The organism is Candidatus Bathyarchaeia archaeon (genome assembly GCA_038882715.1).
Taxonomy (GTDB): Archaea; Thermoproteota; Bathyarchaeia; order Bathyarchaeales; family DTEX01; genus DTEX01.
Genome location: JAVZNR010000005.1, coordinates 68,143 through 82,051, shown reverse-complemented (window position 1 = coordinate 82,051; position 13,909 = coordinate 68,143). Strand labels below are relative to the sequence as shown.

The 13,909-nt window shown below is 43.8% G+C and carries 18 protein-coding genes; 7 read left to right on the top strand and 11 right to left on the bottom strand.

The window, feature by feature from the left end:
- Positions 1 to 307: 307 nt before the first annotated feature.
- The 4 genes from speD to QXR61_04510 all read left to right on the top strand — a co-directional run bounded on the left by speD (position 308) and on the right by QXR61_04510 (position 3,807).
- A complete protein-coding gene (gene speD, locus QXR61_04525; protein MEM3757211.1) occupies positions 308 to 670 on the top strand; it encodes an adenosylmethionine decarboxylase in 363 nt (120 codons plus the stop codon).
- Complete coding sequence (locus QXR61_04520) at positions 642 to 1,688, top strand: bis-aminopropyl spermidine synthase family protein (GenBank protein MEM3757210.1); 1,047 nt, start codon at positions 642 to 644, stop codon at positions 1,686 to 1,688. Before speD ends, QXR61_04520 begins: the two co-directional genes overlap by 29 nt.
- Positions 1,689 to 1,817: 129 nt before the next feature.
- Positions 1,818 to 3,119, top strand: coding sequence for a translation elongation factor EF-1 subunit alpha (gene tuf, locus QXR61_04515; protein MEM3757209.1), 1,302 nt, complete (start codon positions 1,818 to 1,820; stop codon positions 3,117 to 3,119).
- Between the two features lie 133 nt (positions 3,120 to 3,252).
- Positions 3,253 to 3,807 (top strand): thioredoxin family protein, encoded by a 555-nt coding sequence (locus QXR61_04510; protein MEM3757208.1) that lies wholly within the window; start codon positions 3,253 to 3,255, stop codon positions 3,805 to 3,807.
- A gap of 21 nt (positions 3,808 to 3,828) precedes the next feature.
- On the opposite strand, the gene QXR61_04505 is transcribed toward QXR61_04510, so the two are convergent.
- The 6 genes from QXR61_04505 to QXR61_04480 are packed head-to-tail and all read right to left on the bottom strand — an operon-like array spanning position 3,829 to position 6,707.
- A complete protein-coding gene (locus QXR61_04505; GenBank protein ID MEM3757207.1) occupies positions 3,829 to 4,602 on the bottom strand; it encodes a proteasome assembly chaperone family protein in 774 nt (257 codons plus the stop codon).
- Positions 4,565 to 4,765, bottom strand: a complete 201-nt coding sequence (locus tag QXR61_04500) for an RNA-protein complex protein Nop10 (protein MEM3757206.1) — start codon at positions 4,763 to 4,765, stop codon at positions 4,565 to 4,567. The genes QXR61_04505 and QXR61_04500 overlap by 38 nt, the downstream gene beginning before the upstream one ends.
- A complete protein-coding gene (locus tag QXR61_04495; protein MEM3757205.1) occupies positions 4,765 to 5,583 on the bottom strand; it encodes a translation initiation factor IF-2 subunit alpha in 819 nt (272 codons plus the stop codon). Before QXR61_04495 ends, QXR61_04500 begins: the two co-directional genes overlap by 1 nt.
- Positions 5,584 to 5,592: 9 nt before the next feature.
- Positions 5,593 to 5,790 (bottom strand): 30S ribosomal protein S27e, encoded by a 198-nt coding sequence (locus QXR61_04490; GenBank protein MEM3757204.1) that lies wholly within the window; start codon positions 5,788 to 5,790, stop codon positions 5,593 to 5,595.
- A 41-nt stretch (positions 5,791 to 5,831) separates the two neighbouring features.
- Positions 5,832 to 6,107 (bottom strand): 50S ribosomal protein L44e, encoded by a 276-nt coding sequence (locus QXR61_04485; GenBank protein MEM3757203.1) that lies wholly within the window; start codon positions 6,105 to 6,107, stop codon positions 5,832 to 5,834.
- A gap of 15 nt (positions 6,108 to 6,122) precedes the next feature.
- Positions 6,123 to 6,707 (bottom strand): zinc ribbon domain-containing protein, encoded by a 585-nt coding sequence (locus QXR61_04480; GenBank protein ID MEM3757202.1) that lies wholly within the window; start codon positions 6,705 to 6,707, stop codon positions 6,123 to 6,125.
- A 132-nt stretch (positions 6,708 to 6,839) separates the two neighbouring features.
- On the opposite strand from QXR61_04480, the gene QXR61_04475 reads away from it, so the two are divergent.
- Positions 6,840 to 8,075, top strand: a complete 1,236-nt coding sequence (locus tag QXR61_04475; GenBank protein MEM3757201.1) for a translation initiation factor IF-2 subunit gamma — start codon at positions 6,840 to 6,842, stop codon at positions 8,073 to 8,075.
- Between the two features lie 129 nt (positions 8,076 to 8,204).
- Positions 8,205 to 8,600: a hypothetical protein gene (locus QXR61_04470; protein ID MEM3757200.1), complete on the top strand. Its 396-nt coding sequence runs from the start codon at positions 8,205 to 8,207 to the stop codon at positions 8,598 to 8,600.
- Positions 8,601 to 8,611: 11 nt separating this feature from the next.
- Here QXR61_04470 and QXR61_04465 read toward each other — a convergent pair whose 3' ends face one another.
- Genes QXR61_04465 through QXR61_04455 form a run of 3 tightly spaced genes read right to left on the bottom strand, consistent with a single transcriptional unit; the run spans position 8,612 to position 10,406 of the window.
- Entirely contained in the window at positions 8,612 to 9,136 is a 525-nt protein-coding gene (locus QXR61_04465) for a nitroreductase family protein (protein MEM3757199.1), read from the bottom strand.
- A gap of 48 nt (positions 9,137 to 9,184) precedes the next feature.
- Positions 9,185 to 9,658, bottom strand: coding sequence for a transcriptional regulator (locus QXR61_04460; GenBank protein ID MEM3757198.1), 474 nt, complete (start codon positions 9,656 to 9,658; stop codon positions 9,185 to 9,187).
- Positions 9,651 to 10,406 (bottom strand): KaiC domain-containing protein, encoded by a 756-nt coding sequence (locus QXR61_04455; protein MEM3757197.1) that lies wholly within the window; start codon positions 10,404 to 10,406, stop codon positions 9,651 to 9,653. The genes QXR61_04460 and QXR61_04455 overlap by 8 nt, the downstream gene beginning before the upstream one ends.
- 158 nt (positions 10,407 to 10,564) lie before the next feature.
- Here QXR61_04455 and QXR61_04450 point away from each other — a divergent pair, with 158 nt between their 5' ends.
- A complete protein-coding gene (locus QXR61_04450) occupies positions 10,565 to 11,185 on the top strand; it encodes a hypothetical protein (GenBank protein ID MEM3757196.1) in 621 nt (206 codons plus the stop codon).
- A gap of 27 nt (positions 11,186 to 11,212) precedes the next feature.
- Here the strand turns inward: QXR61_04450 and QXR61_04445 are convergent, their stop codons facing one another.
- Both QXR61_04445 and QXR61_04440 read right to left on the bottom strand, forming a co-directional pair.
- Positions 11,213 to 11,710 (bottom strand): DUF1854 domain-containing protein, encoded by a 498-nt coding sequence (locus QXR61_04445; protein ID MEM3757195.1) that lies wholly within the window; start codon positions 11,708 to 11,710, stop codon positions 11,213 to 11,215.
- A 5-nt stretch (positions 11,711 to 11,715) separates the two neighbouring features.
- Positions 11,716 to 13,893, bottom strand: a complete 2,178-nt coding sequence (locus QXR61_04440) for an ABC transporter transmembrane domain-containing protein (GenBank protein MEM3757194.1) — start codon at positions 13,891 to 13,893, stop codon at positions 11,716 to 11,718.
- Between the last annotated feature and the right edge of the window lie 16 nt (positions 13,894 to 13,909).

The following is a 13,909-nucleotide window of genomic DNA, read 5'->3' as shown; positions in this document are numbered from 1 at the left end:
GAGATAAGAGAAGTCGTCAGCAAAATAGGCTCAACTACAATAGTATTTGGCTTTGGCGCAGAAGGGTCCGAGGAAAACCGATACTTACAGTTTCAGGTTTAGAAAAATAACAAATTTTTATGTTAGTTTAATTTAAAGTCTCATTTTTTCGGCTTTATAGCCCAGCCCAACAAATCCCTTGCCCGAAATATTTATAAAAGATTAAGCTCTTAATTTTTGAAAGTAAGGGGCTTGCAATACTGTATGCGTGGTCGGCGGAGAACAGCTCTGCTAATAAGACATCAGAAAAAGACGGTGGATGTTCAAATTGGGCATCCACATAATCGCCGACTTCCTGGGAGTGGATCCCAGGAAGATAGCGAGAGTAGAAGATCTACGCGTTATTCTAGATAGTGTTGTTTCTAGATCCAGGCTTCACGCTGTTTCTTCAATTTTTCATCAGTTTGAGCCTCATGGTGTTTCCGCCGCATATATTTTAAGCGAGTCCCATTTAAGCATCCATACGTGGCCCGAATGTGGTTATGTTGCCCTTGACATCTTCACGTGCGGATCCGATGAGCCCGCGCTTAAAGCGTTCAGCTTATTGATCGAAGAGCTTAAGCCATCTCACGTTGAGAAAAAGATTTTGAGAAGGGATTTCTATGAGAAAAATAGAATCTCAGATACTTAGAGTTCTCTCAGAGTCTGAAAAGAGTCTATGGGAGCTGCTTGACGCAAATCAGTATACTGTAAAAGAGTTTGTGGCAGCTATAAATAACCTCTTTAATGACGGGTTAATAGGCGTTAAAGAAGATGGAAAAATTCATCTTACGGAGGAGGGTTCAAAACTAGTTAACAAGAGCGCTTTAGAATTCAAGAGCAAAATATGCTGTAAATGTGAGGGAAAAAGGGTAATTCTCGACGAAAAGTTCAGGGAGATTCTGGAGGAATATATTCGAATTGTTAAAGATAGACCTATGCCGGACGCAAACTTCTTTCAGGGCTATATGTGCGAGCAGGATGTAATCTACAGGCTGGCTTTAATGCATTATTATGGGGATCTAGACGGAAAATCTTTTGTGCTTATAGGCGATGACGACCTATTAAGTGTGGCATTATCCTTAACGGGTTTACCATCTAGAATACTTGTCTTAGATATAGATAAGAGGCTCGGTGAGTACATAGAGAGATTACGTGAGAACAATGGGTTAGATATAGAGTTTCAGCATTATGATGTCTCAAATCCTCTGCCAAAAGAGCTCATTGGCGCTTTCGACGTCTTCTCCTCAGAACCCCTAGAAACCTTAAGCGGACTTAAGGCTTTTATCTCCAGAGGAATTGCTTGCTTAAAGGAGGGCGGAGTTGGATATGTTGGGTTATCAACCGCTGAGGCTTCGCTGAAGAAATGGAAGGCTGTTGAGTTTATGCTTCTAAAAATGAACAGTGTAATAACCGACATAATTAGAGATTTCTCAAAGTATGGAACAGTTTACGAGACTGCAAACTATGAGATGTTTACTGTAAGATTAAAGTTCCCTGTCAGCAAAAACCCGGGGATATGCTGGTATAAATCCTCACTGTTCAGGTTTGAAGTTATTGGAAAGCCTAAACCCGCGATAAAACCGGAGAGGCATATCGCCATTAAATATATTGATTGGAAAGACGATATAACTAACCCGTTTCTCTACATGTCGGAGGAAAAAGAATGATCCATGGAGGGCGCCGTATTAAGAGATGTGGTTTTAATAAAATCCTTATGATAAAAGTAAACTTAAAATAATTGAATGATTGATTTTTAATCAAGTTAAATCTTAAGCAATATATGTGGAGGATGAAGAATGAGCAGACCCGAGAAACCACATCTGAACCTGATAATAATTGGGCACGTCGACCATGGAAAATCAACAACTATGGGCCACTTCCTATATCTAGCTGGCGTGGTCGATGAGAGAACCGTTAAAACCTACGAGGAGGAGGCGAAAAAGCTCGGTAAAGAGTCATTTAAGTTCGCGTGGATACTGGACAACCTTAAGGAGGAGCGAGAAAGAGGCTTAACAATAGATCTACGATACCTAAAGTTTGAGACGCCGAAATACTTCTTCACAATTATAGATGCGCCTGGGCACAGAGACTTCGTCAAGAACATGATAACGGGTGCAAGCCAAGCGGATGCAGCGATACTGGTCGTCTCAGCTAAAAAGGGCGAGTTTGAGGCTGGCATAGGGCCTGGAGGCCAGACTAGAGAACATGCCTTCTTGGCTTTTACTCTGGGCGTTAGGCAGATAATCGTCCTCATAAACAAGATGGATGACATAACAGTTAACTGGAGCAAGGAGCGCTACGAGGAAATTAAGAATGAGGTTGGCAGAATGCTAAGGCTAGTTGGTTACAACGTTGCTAAGATACCGTTTATCCCGGTATCTGGATGGTTTGGAGATAACCTAGTTAAGCCGAGTCCGAATATGCCGTGGTACACTGGCCCAACGCTGTACGAGGCGCTAGACCTATTTGAGGTGCCGCCTAAACCAATCGAGAAGCCATTGAGGATACCTATACAGGACGTATACTCAATAACCGGTGTTGGAACAGTGCCAGTTGGACGCGTTGAAACAGGCGTATTAAAAGAGGGAGATAAAGTCATCTTTATGCCGTCTGGCAAGATAGGTGAGGTTAAATCTATAGAGACGCATCATGTTAGAATACCGAAAGCTGAGCCGGGAGATAACATAGGCTTCAACGTTAGAGGCTTAGCGAAGACGGATATAAGAAGAGGGGATGTCTGCGGGCATCCTGAAAACCCGCCGACAGTAGCCAAGGAGTTCATAGGTCAAATAATAGTTATTTATCATCCAACCGCTATAGCCGCTGGTTACACGCCTGTAATGCATGTTCACACAGCGCAGATCGCGGTTAGGTTCGCTGAGCTCATAAGGAAAATCGACCCGAGGACTGGGCAAACCGTTGAGGAGAAACCAGCTTTCCTTAAAACTGGAGATGCCGCCCTCGTCAGATTTGAGCCAGTTAGACCAGTATGCTTGGAGGTCTACACAGAGTTTCCACCGCTGGGAAGGTTCGCTATAAGAGACATGGGTACAACTATCGCTGCCGGAGTAATTAAAGAGATAACTAAGAAGGCTTAAACGCAAAAATTCTAGTACAACACTCCCTGTAAGCTCTAACACCCCCAATATTTTATTTGCAGAGGTTTAAAAACGAGCAATAAACCAAAAGCCATCACTATATGACTGGGCAATTAAAGGTGTCCTCATAAAAATGGGTGACGTGAAAAAAGAAAAAATTGAAATAATGTATTTTTACTCGGATCTCTACGAGAGCAGAAGAAAGCTCATCCCAATAGTGAAAAAGCTTCAGAGAAAAAGGCCTAACATACGTATTCGTTTAATTAATGTTGAGGACCCTGAAAATGAAGATATCGCTGAAATCTATAGCGTCAAAAGCATTCCTTTAGTTATATTTTTGACACCTAAGGGGGATGTTGCATCTAGGAAAAGTGTACCGCTTTCAGACGAGGATACCATAGAGGATATTGTGGAGCGGGTGGTTAGAGGAGACTTACCTAAACCTGAGGTTAACGAGCTTAAAAGGAGGATTTTAGAGCCTTTTAAGCTGGTCTCTAGACGAAATGAGTTGACGCAGCTAATAGCTGAGCAGATCGAAGGCGATATTCTTGAGGCGGATTCTGAAAAGGAGATATATGACGCTATAAACCTGTATGTGAGCGTGATAAACCATACAATAAGCGACCTCGAAGATTACAGGCGGATTCTTCAAAAATACATGGTTAGGCAAAAAGATTTCATTATATAGAGGCTGAAATCTAGATTTGCCCTACCCGATATAAGATACTCTCTCTTTCTCTTCTCTCAACATCTCTCTTTCAGCGGCTCTACGCTGCTCCTCGATTCTCCTCATCTCTTCCTCGACCTGCGCAATCCTATGAATCTCCTTATCTAGATCTGTTAAATCAAGCTTTAAGTCAAGCATCCTCATAATAACTGTTAAAACGCTTTTCGCAGCCCTCGGATCCGGTATATATCCCGGAGTCTCACCTAATAGGCATACACCATCAATACATTTAAACTTCGCTAGACCAAGCAATAATCCAGCCGCACCTACAATTGGGCTTCCTGAAGGACTACAGAGAGAACCCGCGTCCAACGCTTTTTTAAAAACCTCTGGGCTTGTGGCTGAAGCAAACACCTGAGGTGTGCCCGTGACATCTTTCCTATACCCTCCGACAGTTATGATCAACTTCGTATTCTTTTTTCTCGCGAATTCTAGAATTGCATCAGCAACCTCATATTGTCCTTCAACCGTCTGCGCCTGGCTGTCCCCTGTTAAAAGTATCAAATCATTCTCGCCAGACTCATTCTTCCAATAATAAAACTCGTTTTTAAGTAAGCTTACAACCCCTTTACTGTCTACCAGAGCATAATAGGCGAAATGGGGGGAATACATCTCAGCGAATTTTCTAGCTTTCAGCTGTTTTATTAGATATTTAACGGCTATTTTGCCAACCATTCCTAGGCCCGGAAGCCCCTCTATAAGAACCGGGCTCCTTAATTCAACTTCTTCCTTCTCTATTATCGTGGTTTTCTTCACCTGTCGATACGCTCCTCAACATGCCTTTATATATGGCATACTTATCGTCCGGGGAAAACTTAGCTGGGTGCGGAACGCGCACTTCTCCATGACAATATGGGCAAAGGTCCCTTTTAAGCGTGTATCTTCCGCATTTTACACATTTTCTCATCAGCCAAACCACTACTTTTGTCCACCTTCAGCTGTAAAGGATCCTTGTCCTCCAAGGCTCGTTATAATGTTTATCGCTGTGTCCGCCACCTTCTTTAAAATAGCGTTCGCCTCCTTATAATCTTTAGCCATGACCTCCACGTAATATTTGGGTGGAGCTGCCACATATATGTTGACGCTGGATCTACTTGTAGACCCAGCCTCCTTAGCCTTTAACAGGGCATCTTTTATCCTTAGGACGCCGTCGGGCTTTGTGCAGGTTAAGTTCAATATGCCTCTAACCTTAACAGTCGTCACTTTAATCTTTTCTTTAGCTATGCTTGTGAGAGCCTCAGCGACCTCTTTAGGCAAGCCGGCTTTTATCAAGACAGCTTCGCCTTCTCTGGCAGCTGCCTCTAAGCCATCGTAAATATCGCTGAAGTTTTTCCTAAACGGTTCGGAAATGACATCATATAATTTCTCTAAAGGCATCCCAAGCCTTTGAGCCGCACTCCTAAGCAAGCTTTCAGCTTTTCTGCTTCTCTTCCAAAGCAGAATTTTCTCTCTCTTCTCACGCTGAGTAACTCTTCTAAGCGATAAATCTATCTGGTTTCTAAACGGATCAACCCTTAAAACTTTTAAGACTACTTTTTCACCCTCGCGAACATAATCGCGGATATTTCTTATCCACCCAGACGATATCTCAGAAATGTGGAGAAAGCCCTCTTTTCCATACTCATCTAGCGTAACATATGCCCCGTAATCCGTTATCTCCTTAACAGTTGATATTACGAGCTCGCCGACCTCTGGCCACTCTTCAGCTTTAGATGTAGGCATAGGCATATGTTTCATCAACACCCGCTAACCAAATTTAGCCACTATCTCGCCTTTAACGTTTGCCTTTCCGCCAGTTGGTTCCGCGAGAATAGCTCCGCAAATATTACAGCGTACAATGGAAGACACATGGCTAAAAATAGTCTGTTCATTTCCGCATTCGGCACATTTAACCTGTATAAAACTACTTCTCGGTCTTGGAATGATCTTTTCCCAAAGTCTCATTTGAAGCCGCCTCCCTCAGTCGAGATTAACCTACCGCATTGTTACTGTATCTCGAGCTTCTTTAGGCGTATGCCTTCTCTTTGGAAAGTGTATCCGCAGTCCTTACATCTGAGCTTTAGCGCCTGTTTCTTTGTCGTCTTAGCTTTCCGCCTAAGTATGGGATACTTTTGTCCACCGTAACCTTTTCTCTCCCTTTCATGGGCGCGTTCTCCTTTGGCGAGAGCTCTGCGCCTACCGTCCTTATATATGGAGACGGAGTGTACAGTATGTTTATTGCATTTTGGGCAATAGGTTCTTATCTCCTTTGGTACATTCATCAGTTGTTCGCCACGCTAACATTTATCAACTTTATAAGAGCCTAGGAAAACATATTTAAGTTTTTTGAGCCCTCTCCCCAAACTATAGGTTAGAGTTGGCTCAACCCCGCCACCTTTGAAGTAGGCTTCCTCCTTTTTTCTAGGCGATATTTTGAAGCCAACGTATCCGGCAATTATGGCCATTATCGGCGAAATCGTGTACATCAGTACATCTATTATTGTCGGCATATAACCATTGTAATATTCTGCCAATGTTTGGTTAGATGCATAGATCGTGCCTAGAAATAGACCTGTGATAATCGCATCGGTGAAAAGATAAATCGCCATAGCAACTATGACCGCATCTTTAAGCCTATTTAACCTAGAGAAGTATATGACTGCTAAGGCTGATAGAAAAGGTGGCACAAAATATAGGTTTACAGGTCCGGCGAGAACCGAAATCGCTAGAGAGAGAAAGGACCCCATTAAGCCGAGCCTTAAAAGACCGGCTATCGAGTCTGATGGAGCCGCTTCTTCAACCCTTTCAACGGGCGCTCCACAGTTCGGGCAGAAGGCTGCGCCTTCAGGTAACTTAAAGCCGCATCTACTGCAAGTAGCCATTCTTAAATCACCGTCACAATTTTAAGGAGACAAACGTTTCCTATAAACCTTCTTTTAAAGAAGATTTTGACGGAGTTGCCTTTTCCGATTTATTTATATTGCTCTGAGCTCTCTCCTCTACTGTTGGTGAGTATGGTTAAAGGTAACGGTCTTCCACGCCAACCAGAAGTAAATATTGGTACAATAGGTCATGTAGATCATGGAAAAACCACGCTTGTTGAAGCCATCACCGGGGTTTGGGCTTCAAGACACAGTGAAGAGTTGAAAAGAGGCATAACTATAAAGCTCGGTTACGCTGATGCCCCGGTTTATAAGTGTCCGGTATGTGAAGCCCCGCATAACTATTCCACCAGCGAGATTTGCCCAAGATGCGGAGCAAAGACCGAGTTTGTTAGAGCGTTAAGCTTTGTGGATTCGCCTGGCCATGAGGCTTTGATGGCGACCATGCTTTCAGGAGCCGCGGTTATGGACGGCGTTATACTGGTTATAGCGGCCGATGAGCCGTGTCCTCAGCCCCAGACCCGTGAGCATTTGGCCGCAATAGAGATAATTGGGGTCAATAAGATTGTTATCGCGCAGACGAAAATAGATCTCGTCGATAAGAAGCGGGCTCTCGAAAGCTATAAGGAGATAGTTGAGTTCACGAAGGGAACAGTGGCTGAGGGTGCGCCGATAATACCCGTTTCAGCGCTTCACTCAGTTAACATAGACCTGCTACTGTACGCTATAGAAAAATATATTCCAACCCCTCCACGCGATCCGGCAAAACCCCCATACATGTACGCCGTCCGATCATTCGACGTTAATAAGCCCGGAACTCCCGTCGAGAGCCTCGTTGGAGGCGTTATAGGTGGATCAATACTTCAAGGCAAGTTTAGAGTTGGGGAAGAGATTGAAATAAGGCCTGGAATTAGCTCTTCTAGGGGCGTATATGAGTCGTTGCTCACCCGCATAACGAGCCTTCACGCTGGAGGGAGAAGGGTTGAGGAGGCTGTTTGCGGCGGCCTTGTCGGTGTAGGCACGCTTCTCGACCCGTCTCTAACTAAGGCTGATAAATTATCGGGAAATGTTGTTGGTAAACCGGGCTTGCTTCCGCCTACAAGGTATGATTTAACCATAGAGGCGCATCTTTTTGAACGAGTTATTGGGGCGCGGGAGCAGACTGAGGTGAAGCAGATAACTGTTGGAGAGACGCTTCTACTTGATGTTGGAACAGCCATTACAACTGGAAATGTTACGCACATAAAGGGCGGCACTGTGGAACTTAAGCTTACACGGCCAGTTTGCAGTGAAGAGAAATCAAGAGTTGCGATAAGCCGGAAAATAATGGGTAGATGGAGATTAATTGGCTACGGAATAGTGAAGTAGTCAACTGAGATAGCGGATAAAACAAACGCTTTTATCTTCATCAGATCAGATATAAATAGTATTTTTAGAGATCAGGCTGCGTGCTTCGTCTTGAACACAGAACATGGCGGTTTATCCAAGAACTATATTTTGCGCATAACCAGAGATGAGTGGGTTGAGCAGGTTTTCACGATAAAGAAGTATTATCCCGGCGTTCCTAGGCGCTGGGAAAAGGGGAATCTAATATTTTTCGCTAAGCGTTTTGAGGGAGGAGACTCGCTCATAGGATATGGTGTAGTGAAAGGGTTTGTGAAGAAGGAAGATCTTAGCGATGAGGAAAGACGCGAATGTGAAAAGATGGGTTGGAGGGGGGCGATAGTTTTCAGCGAGCTGTATAGGTTTGATCCACCTCTGTTAATCAAGGAGACCGTGTTAAGCGGATTGAGAGCTAAAGGAAAATATTTGCATGGATACCTCCTAACGGAGGAGCAAGCTGATGAGATCCTAGAAGCCGCTAAAGCCTTCTGTAATATAAAGAGGGTATAGGGCTTAATAGCCTAAAATGTCTCATGGTGAACTATCTCTTTTAATGGTCTTTTGTTGGGTGGACGGGGTTTCTCAGCCGGGTGCCCTATGGGCACTATTGCAACCGGCCTTAAACCTCTAGGTATCTTTAAAATCCGCCTAACTTCTTCTTCATAGAATGCGCCGACCCAGCATGCTCCTAGGCCTAGCGCGCATACTGCTAGAAGCATGTTTTCTATGGCTGCGGCAGTATCCTGTATGCAGTACAATGTCGCTCCCCGGCTTCCATAAACTCTGCTGGATTTAGCTTCATCCGCACACACGACTATAACTATGGGGGCCTCTTCTATGAAAGTTTGGTTTAAAGCCGCTCTAGCGATCTCTCTTTTAATGTCGGGTCTCTTGATTACAATAAATTCCCACGGTTGAATATTTCCAGCTGAAGGAGCCCACCTAGCGGCCTCAAGAATCTTTTCAATCTCCTCGTCGCTAACCTCCTCGCTGGTGAAAGCACGGATACTTCTTCTAAGTTTGAAAATATCGAAAATATCCATCATTAATCCTCTATGTCATCACGTATTAAATGCTTAACGCTCAAAGAAGATTTAGGCTATGGCTCTACTTACTCGATCGAGCATCTGAGCTAACAACGCTTGAATCTCTTTAAGAATGTTCTCCGCTTCCAGCCTTCTCTTACGCTCCTCCTCTAATTCAGACCTCAAGCGTTTAATCTCTTCAGTAGATATAAACTCCGGCAACATTACAGTTACGTTCTCCCTAGAAATCTTCTCATATGTTTCTCTAACTATCTGACCCGCTCTAGTCTTCCCCTGTAAGTGGTTTCTTATAGTTGCCTCGGTTCTACCGAGCTCATCCGCTATCTGGGACACCGTCATCTTTGCTTTTTCCCTAGCTAAAGCCGCTGCCGCAACCGCGAGGCTATCAACCCAAGTTATCCTTTCCTCTGACTTCTTTAGCTCTTCAAGAACATCCGGTCTAAATATGCTGTTTATTAGCAGTATGGCTTCCAGTTTATGGATCTGCTCCCTACCTATCGGTGAAAGAGGTATTTCACTCATATTCGCTCATCCTCCCACGAGATAATATAATTACTTCTTTAGGCTTAATAACTATGCCTCTGTCAGTTATTTCAAAAGAGTGCCTTTTCATAGAGTGAGATGTGCCACGCATCTTCCAGACAATAATGCTGCGCTTAAGCTCACCGTTAATCTCATCTAGATCAAGCCTAACTATCCCGTCGGCAGCGTGCTCAACACCTGGGCCTCCAAATCCTCTTTCGGTAACGCTCACCTGCGAGACAAGAATTGACGTGCACCCTAACCCGGATAAAACCTTTTTGAGCTGTAGAACCATGCTCCTCGCTAAGGCGGGCTTAGTTATGTAGAGCGTTGTGACCGAGTCCACGACAACTCTTTCAGCGCCAACATCCCTGATGGCTGCTCTAAGCGCATCTATAAGCATCTGAAAGTCATCGGGAACCTTAACAACATATTTTTCTCTTTTAGCTGCCTCACCTATCCCCGCGGTGAAAGCATCAACCAGGGCGAATAAACCCTTATCCTCATATGAAGAAACATCCCAGCCAAACTGAGCCATGGAGAGCCTAACTTGGACAGGGTGTTCCTCAAGGGCGACGAACACGCCCGGCTCTTTTTTAACCAGCCCATTATATAAGTATTGGTAGCCGAATATGGATTTCCCGGTTCCGGGGCCGCCGGCTAGAAGGACTACGTTCCGCTTAGGTATTCCACCGTTAAGTATCTCATCAAATCCGGGTATTCCGGTCAACACCCTTTCGATAGCCATTGCTACTCCTCCCCAATCGCTTAGTAAAATCAAACGCTGATACTTAATTATGGGGATATTGAATATAAATGTTGTTGCTTAAAAATATATCTCCACATATTAGAAAGCCTTATCGCTTCCCCCCTTATCACTCAATCCGGGATGGTGGAAGATTGTCATTGAGCTTCTCTAGCGACTGGGAGGAAGGATCTAAAGGCTTAAAAGGCGCTCTCCGACCGGTTCCTCCACTAAAAGATAGATTTGAAAAGGCCATAAAACGTATTGAATTGCAGATAAATAAGATTGATGAGCATATTGAGCGCTACAGTAGACGAGAGAAAGATATGTCGGAAAAAATAGTTTGGGCATATGAACGCCACGATGAATCTAGAGCCAAAATGCTTGCTAACGAACTCTCAGAGATAAGAAGGCATAAAAGCCTACTCATAGATTCAAAGATATCTCTCGATAAGACCGCGTTAAGGCTCCGAACTCTCTACGAGTACGGTAATTTTATGTCAGCGATATCTTTAGCTAGGAAGGTGATCGGTGAGACCCGTGAAAAAATATCGAGCGTCACCCCTGAAATTAGCTCAGAGCTCGCTCAAGTCGAGAAGATATTAGATGAAATGACTATTGAGGTGGGTAGAAGCGCCCTAGAGAGTCTGAATTTTAGCGCTGAAAGCATTGAGGCTGAGAAGATACTTGAAGAAGCCGCGATCATCGCTAATAGCAGGATAAACGAGTCTTTTCCCAAAACCTCAAAGAATAAGCTGAATAACAACGATTATAGCAAATAACACGAATCTGGGAAGTTGCTTGCAATGTTATATCGTTGACTCGATCTCGCTCATGCTATGCGGATCCAGCTTATAGAGATCTTCTATTTCATAGACGTTGTCGTTTACATCAGTTATGACAACCCGTCTCTCAATCTGCATCACGCTCATACGACCCCTCGTCCTGAACATTTTTGGGCCTTTATCGGTTAAAACCTCCCATAAGAATTCGTCTCCGCTAGTTTCAATCCTCTTGATTCTCAGGATTTTAGGAATAAAATATATTTTATTTAAGATTGCCTGAAGATTTCTCCTAGAGATTTCATCGAGATCCCTATAATCTTTAATCATGCAGACATCGACCCCATAGCTGTCTCTAAATATTATGAATTCAGGATGAGTTATCGGAAACGGTCTAGCCGGCATAAGCCCTGAGAAAACCTTTCCATCAACGACCAGCTTAAGCGTATTTTCCTCCTCGAGAAAAACTTTCACTTTCTTAGGATCGAGAATATTGAGGTTTTTCAGGAAGTCGGATAGTGGCATTAAGATCACCTCTGTAAAGCGCTTATCGCGGTTTCCTCGGCGAACTGAGCCTTATAGAGCTGACTGTAAAGCCCTCCAGCCTTCATTAGTTCTTCATGTGCTCCAACCTCAACTATTCTCCCTTTATCCATGACAACTATTCTGTCAACGTTCTGTAATGTTGAAAGCCTATGGGCGATTATAATCGTTGTTCGCCCCTTAGCAAGGTTTTCCATAGCTTCTTGAATCTTTTTCTCGGTTAACGTGTCTACTGATGAGGTTGCCTCATCTAATATAAGTATTTTTGGCTCAGTTATTATTGCCCTCGCTATGGAGACACGCTGTCTCTCTCCACCAGAAAGTCTCCAACCCCTATCGCCAACGTTCGTATCGTATGCTAATGGCTGGTTCATGGCGAACTCATGAACATTAGCCGCCTTCGCAGCCGCTATTATCTCCTCTGGCGCAGCATCCTGTTTTCCATAAGCAATATTGTAGGCTATTGATCCATAGAACAGCAATGGATCCTGAAGAACGAGACCTATCTGAGACCTTAAGCACTGGAGCTTTATCTTCCTCAAATCCACCCCATCGATATATATGGATCCTTCAGTCGGATCATAGAATCTAAGTAGCAGCTTAGTGAGCGTTGTTTTACCAGACCCGCTCGGCCCAACTATGCCAATCTTCTCCCCAGGCTTTATCTCCAGGTTTATGTTGCTTAATACTGGAATATAGGGATTGTATCCGAAGCTAACGTTTCTAAACATTATTGAACCCTTAAACTGAAATTCTACTGCATCTGGCGCGTCCTTGATTTCAGGCTCTATCTGCATTATCTCCAAAATCCTTTCACTGGATGTTAATGAGGATTGTAAAGGCTCAAACAGGTTGCTTATTGTCTGCACCGGCCCATAAAACATGCCCATGTAGCTTACAAACGCCACAAGTGAGCCGAGCGATATATTTTCCCTTAACACCTCTTGTCCGCCAATCCACCAGACTATCGCGGTTCCAGACGAAATAGCGAATCCTAGTAGTGGAAAGAACTTTATGTGAAGAAGAGTAACTTTAAGGTTTGCGATGACTAGATTGCCCAGCCTCTCCACTAATCGCTTTATCTCAAATTTCTCTTGTGTAAACGATTTAACCACAACTATTCCGGGAATAGTGTCCCACAGCAACGAGCTGACATCAGCCCATCTGCGCCAGACCTTGTGGTACGCTCTATGCGCCCTCTTTCTAAACAGTGGTACGCCGACCACGATTATCGGTATAGGCAGCAACGCGAAGATAGCCAGATATATATTCATGGAGAAAATTATTATCCCTATCCCTATAATCTGCAGGGTGCTTGTAATCAAGGTCTGCGTCCCCCAAGTGAGAAACCATTGTACGCGCCCAACATCGTCAGTAACTCTGGTCATGATGCGTCCAGAGCTCATCCTATCGTAAAAGCCAAGCGAGAGCCTTTGAATATGCTCGTAAACTTTTACGCGGATATTATAAATTAGTTTTTGGCCCAGATATGAGAGAGTATAGTTTTGAGCCGCGCCTAAAGCCGCGTTAAGTGCATAAATTGAGATAAATGCTGCTACAATATAGATCAACATGCTTAGATTTCTCTTTGCAAACACTTCATCGAGCAACAGCTTCATTAGATACGGTGGCGTGAGATTCAGAGCGGTTATAGAAAGCGATAATATCACCGCTAAGATAACGTAGTGAGCATAGGGTTTTAAGAAGCTCATGAGCCAGATGAAGGCTTGGGTTTTCTTAACGCTGCTCTTTTTAGGCAGAAATTCTTCGAGAATTTCTGGGTTCACTTCTTCCGGAGATATATCCTTCCTAGCGATCTTATCTATAAGTTTAGCCACATTATAGAAGCTCTCTAAGCAGTCTCGGGAAAAGCGCATCACGCTTTTTAATCCATTTGATGTCTCAAAAAATATCTCTGAATTACCTAAATAGTCTTTAACGAAACATGACCGTATGTCATTTAACTGAAACTCAACCACCCTTTTCGTAGCCAAGCTCACGACGATAACCCTTCTCGTCGTTAGAAACAGCCACCTTTCGCCAAAATTTCCCTCTTCATCGAGGTCTCCGGCAACACTGCAAATAACTTTTTCATTTTCTCGGAGAATTGATGTGAGCAAAACTTTAATTCCTTCGGGAACCTGCCTTTCTTCTTTATTGTTCAAGCTTTTTGGTGAGGCC

Coding starts and splice junctions, on each gene's coding strand:
- QXR61_04485 (MEM3757203.1), bottom strand. CDS start 6,107: ATGAATGTACCAAAGGAGATAAGAACCTATTGCCCAAAATGCAATAAA.
- tuf (MEM3757209.1), top strand. CDS start 1,818: ATGAGCAGACCCGAGAAACCACATCTGAACCTGATAATAATTGGGCAC.
- QXR61_04490 (MEM3757204.1), bottom strand. CDS start 5,790: ATGAGACTTTGGGAAAAGATCATTCCAAGACCGAGAAGTAGTTTTATA.
- QXR61_04455 (MEM3757197.1), bottom strand. CDS start 10,406: ATGGCTATCGAAAGGGTGTTGACCGGAATACCCGGATTTGATGAGATA.
- QXR61_04465 (MEM3757199.1), bottom strand. CDS start 9,136: ATGATGGATATTTTCGATATTTTCAAACTTAGAAGAAGTATCCGTGCT.
- QXR61_04495 (MEM3757205.1), bottom strand. CDS start 5,583: ATGAAACATATGCCTATGCCTACATCTAAAGCTGAAGAGTGGCCAGAG.
- QXR61_04510 (MEM3757208.1), top strand. CDS start 3,253: ATGGGTGACGTGAAAAAAGAAAAAATTGAAATAATGTATTTTTACTCG.
- QXR61_04480 (MEM3757202.1), bottom strand. CDS start 6,707: ATGGCTACTTGCAGTAGATGCGGCTTTAAGTTACCTGAAGGCGCAGCC.
- QXR61_04475 (MEM3757201.1), top strand. CDS start 6,840: ATGGTTAAAGGTAACGGTCTTCCACGCCAACCAGAAGTAAATATTGGT.
- QXR61_04460 (MEM3757198.1), bottom strand. CDS start 9,658: ATGAGTGAAATACCTCTTTCACCGATAGGTAGGGAGCAGATCCATAAA.
- QXR61_04445 (MEM3757195.1), bottom strand. CDS start 11,710: ATGCCACTATCCGACTTCCTGAAAAACCTCAATATTCTCGATCCTAAG.
- QXR61_04520 (MEM3757210.1), top strand. CDS start 642: ATGAGAAAAATAGAATCTCAGATACTTAGAGTTCTCTCAGAGTCTGAA.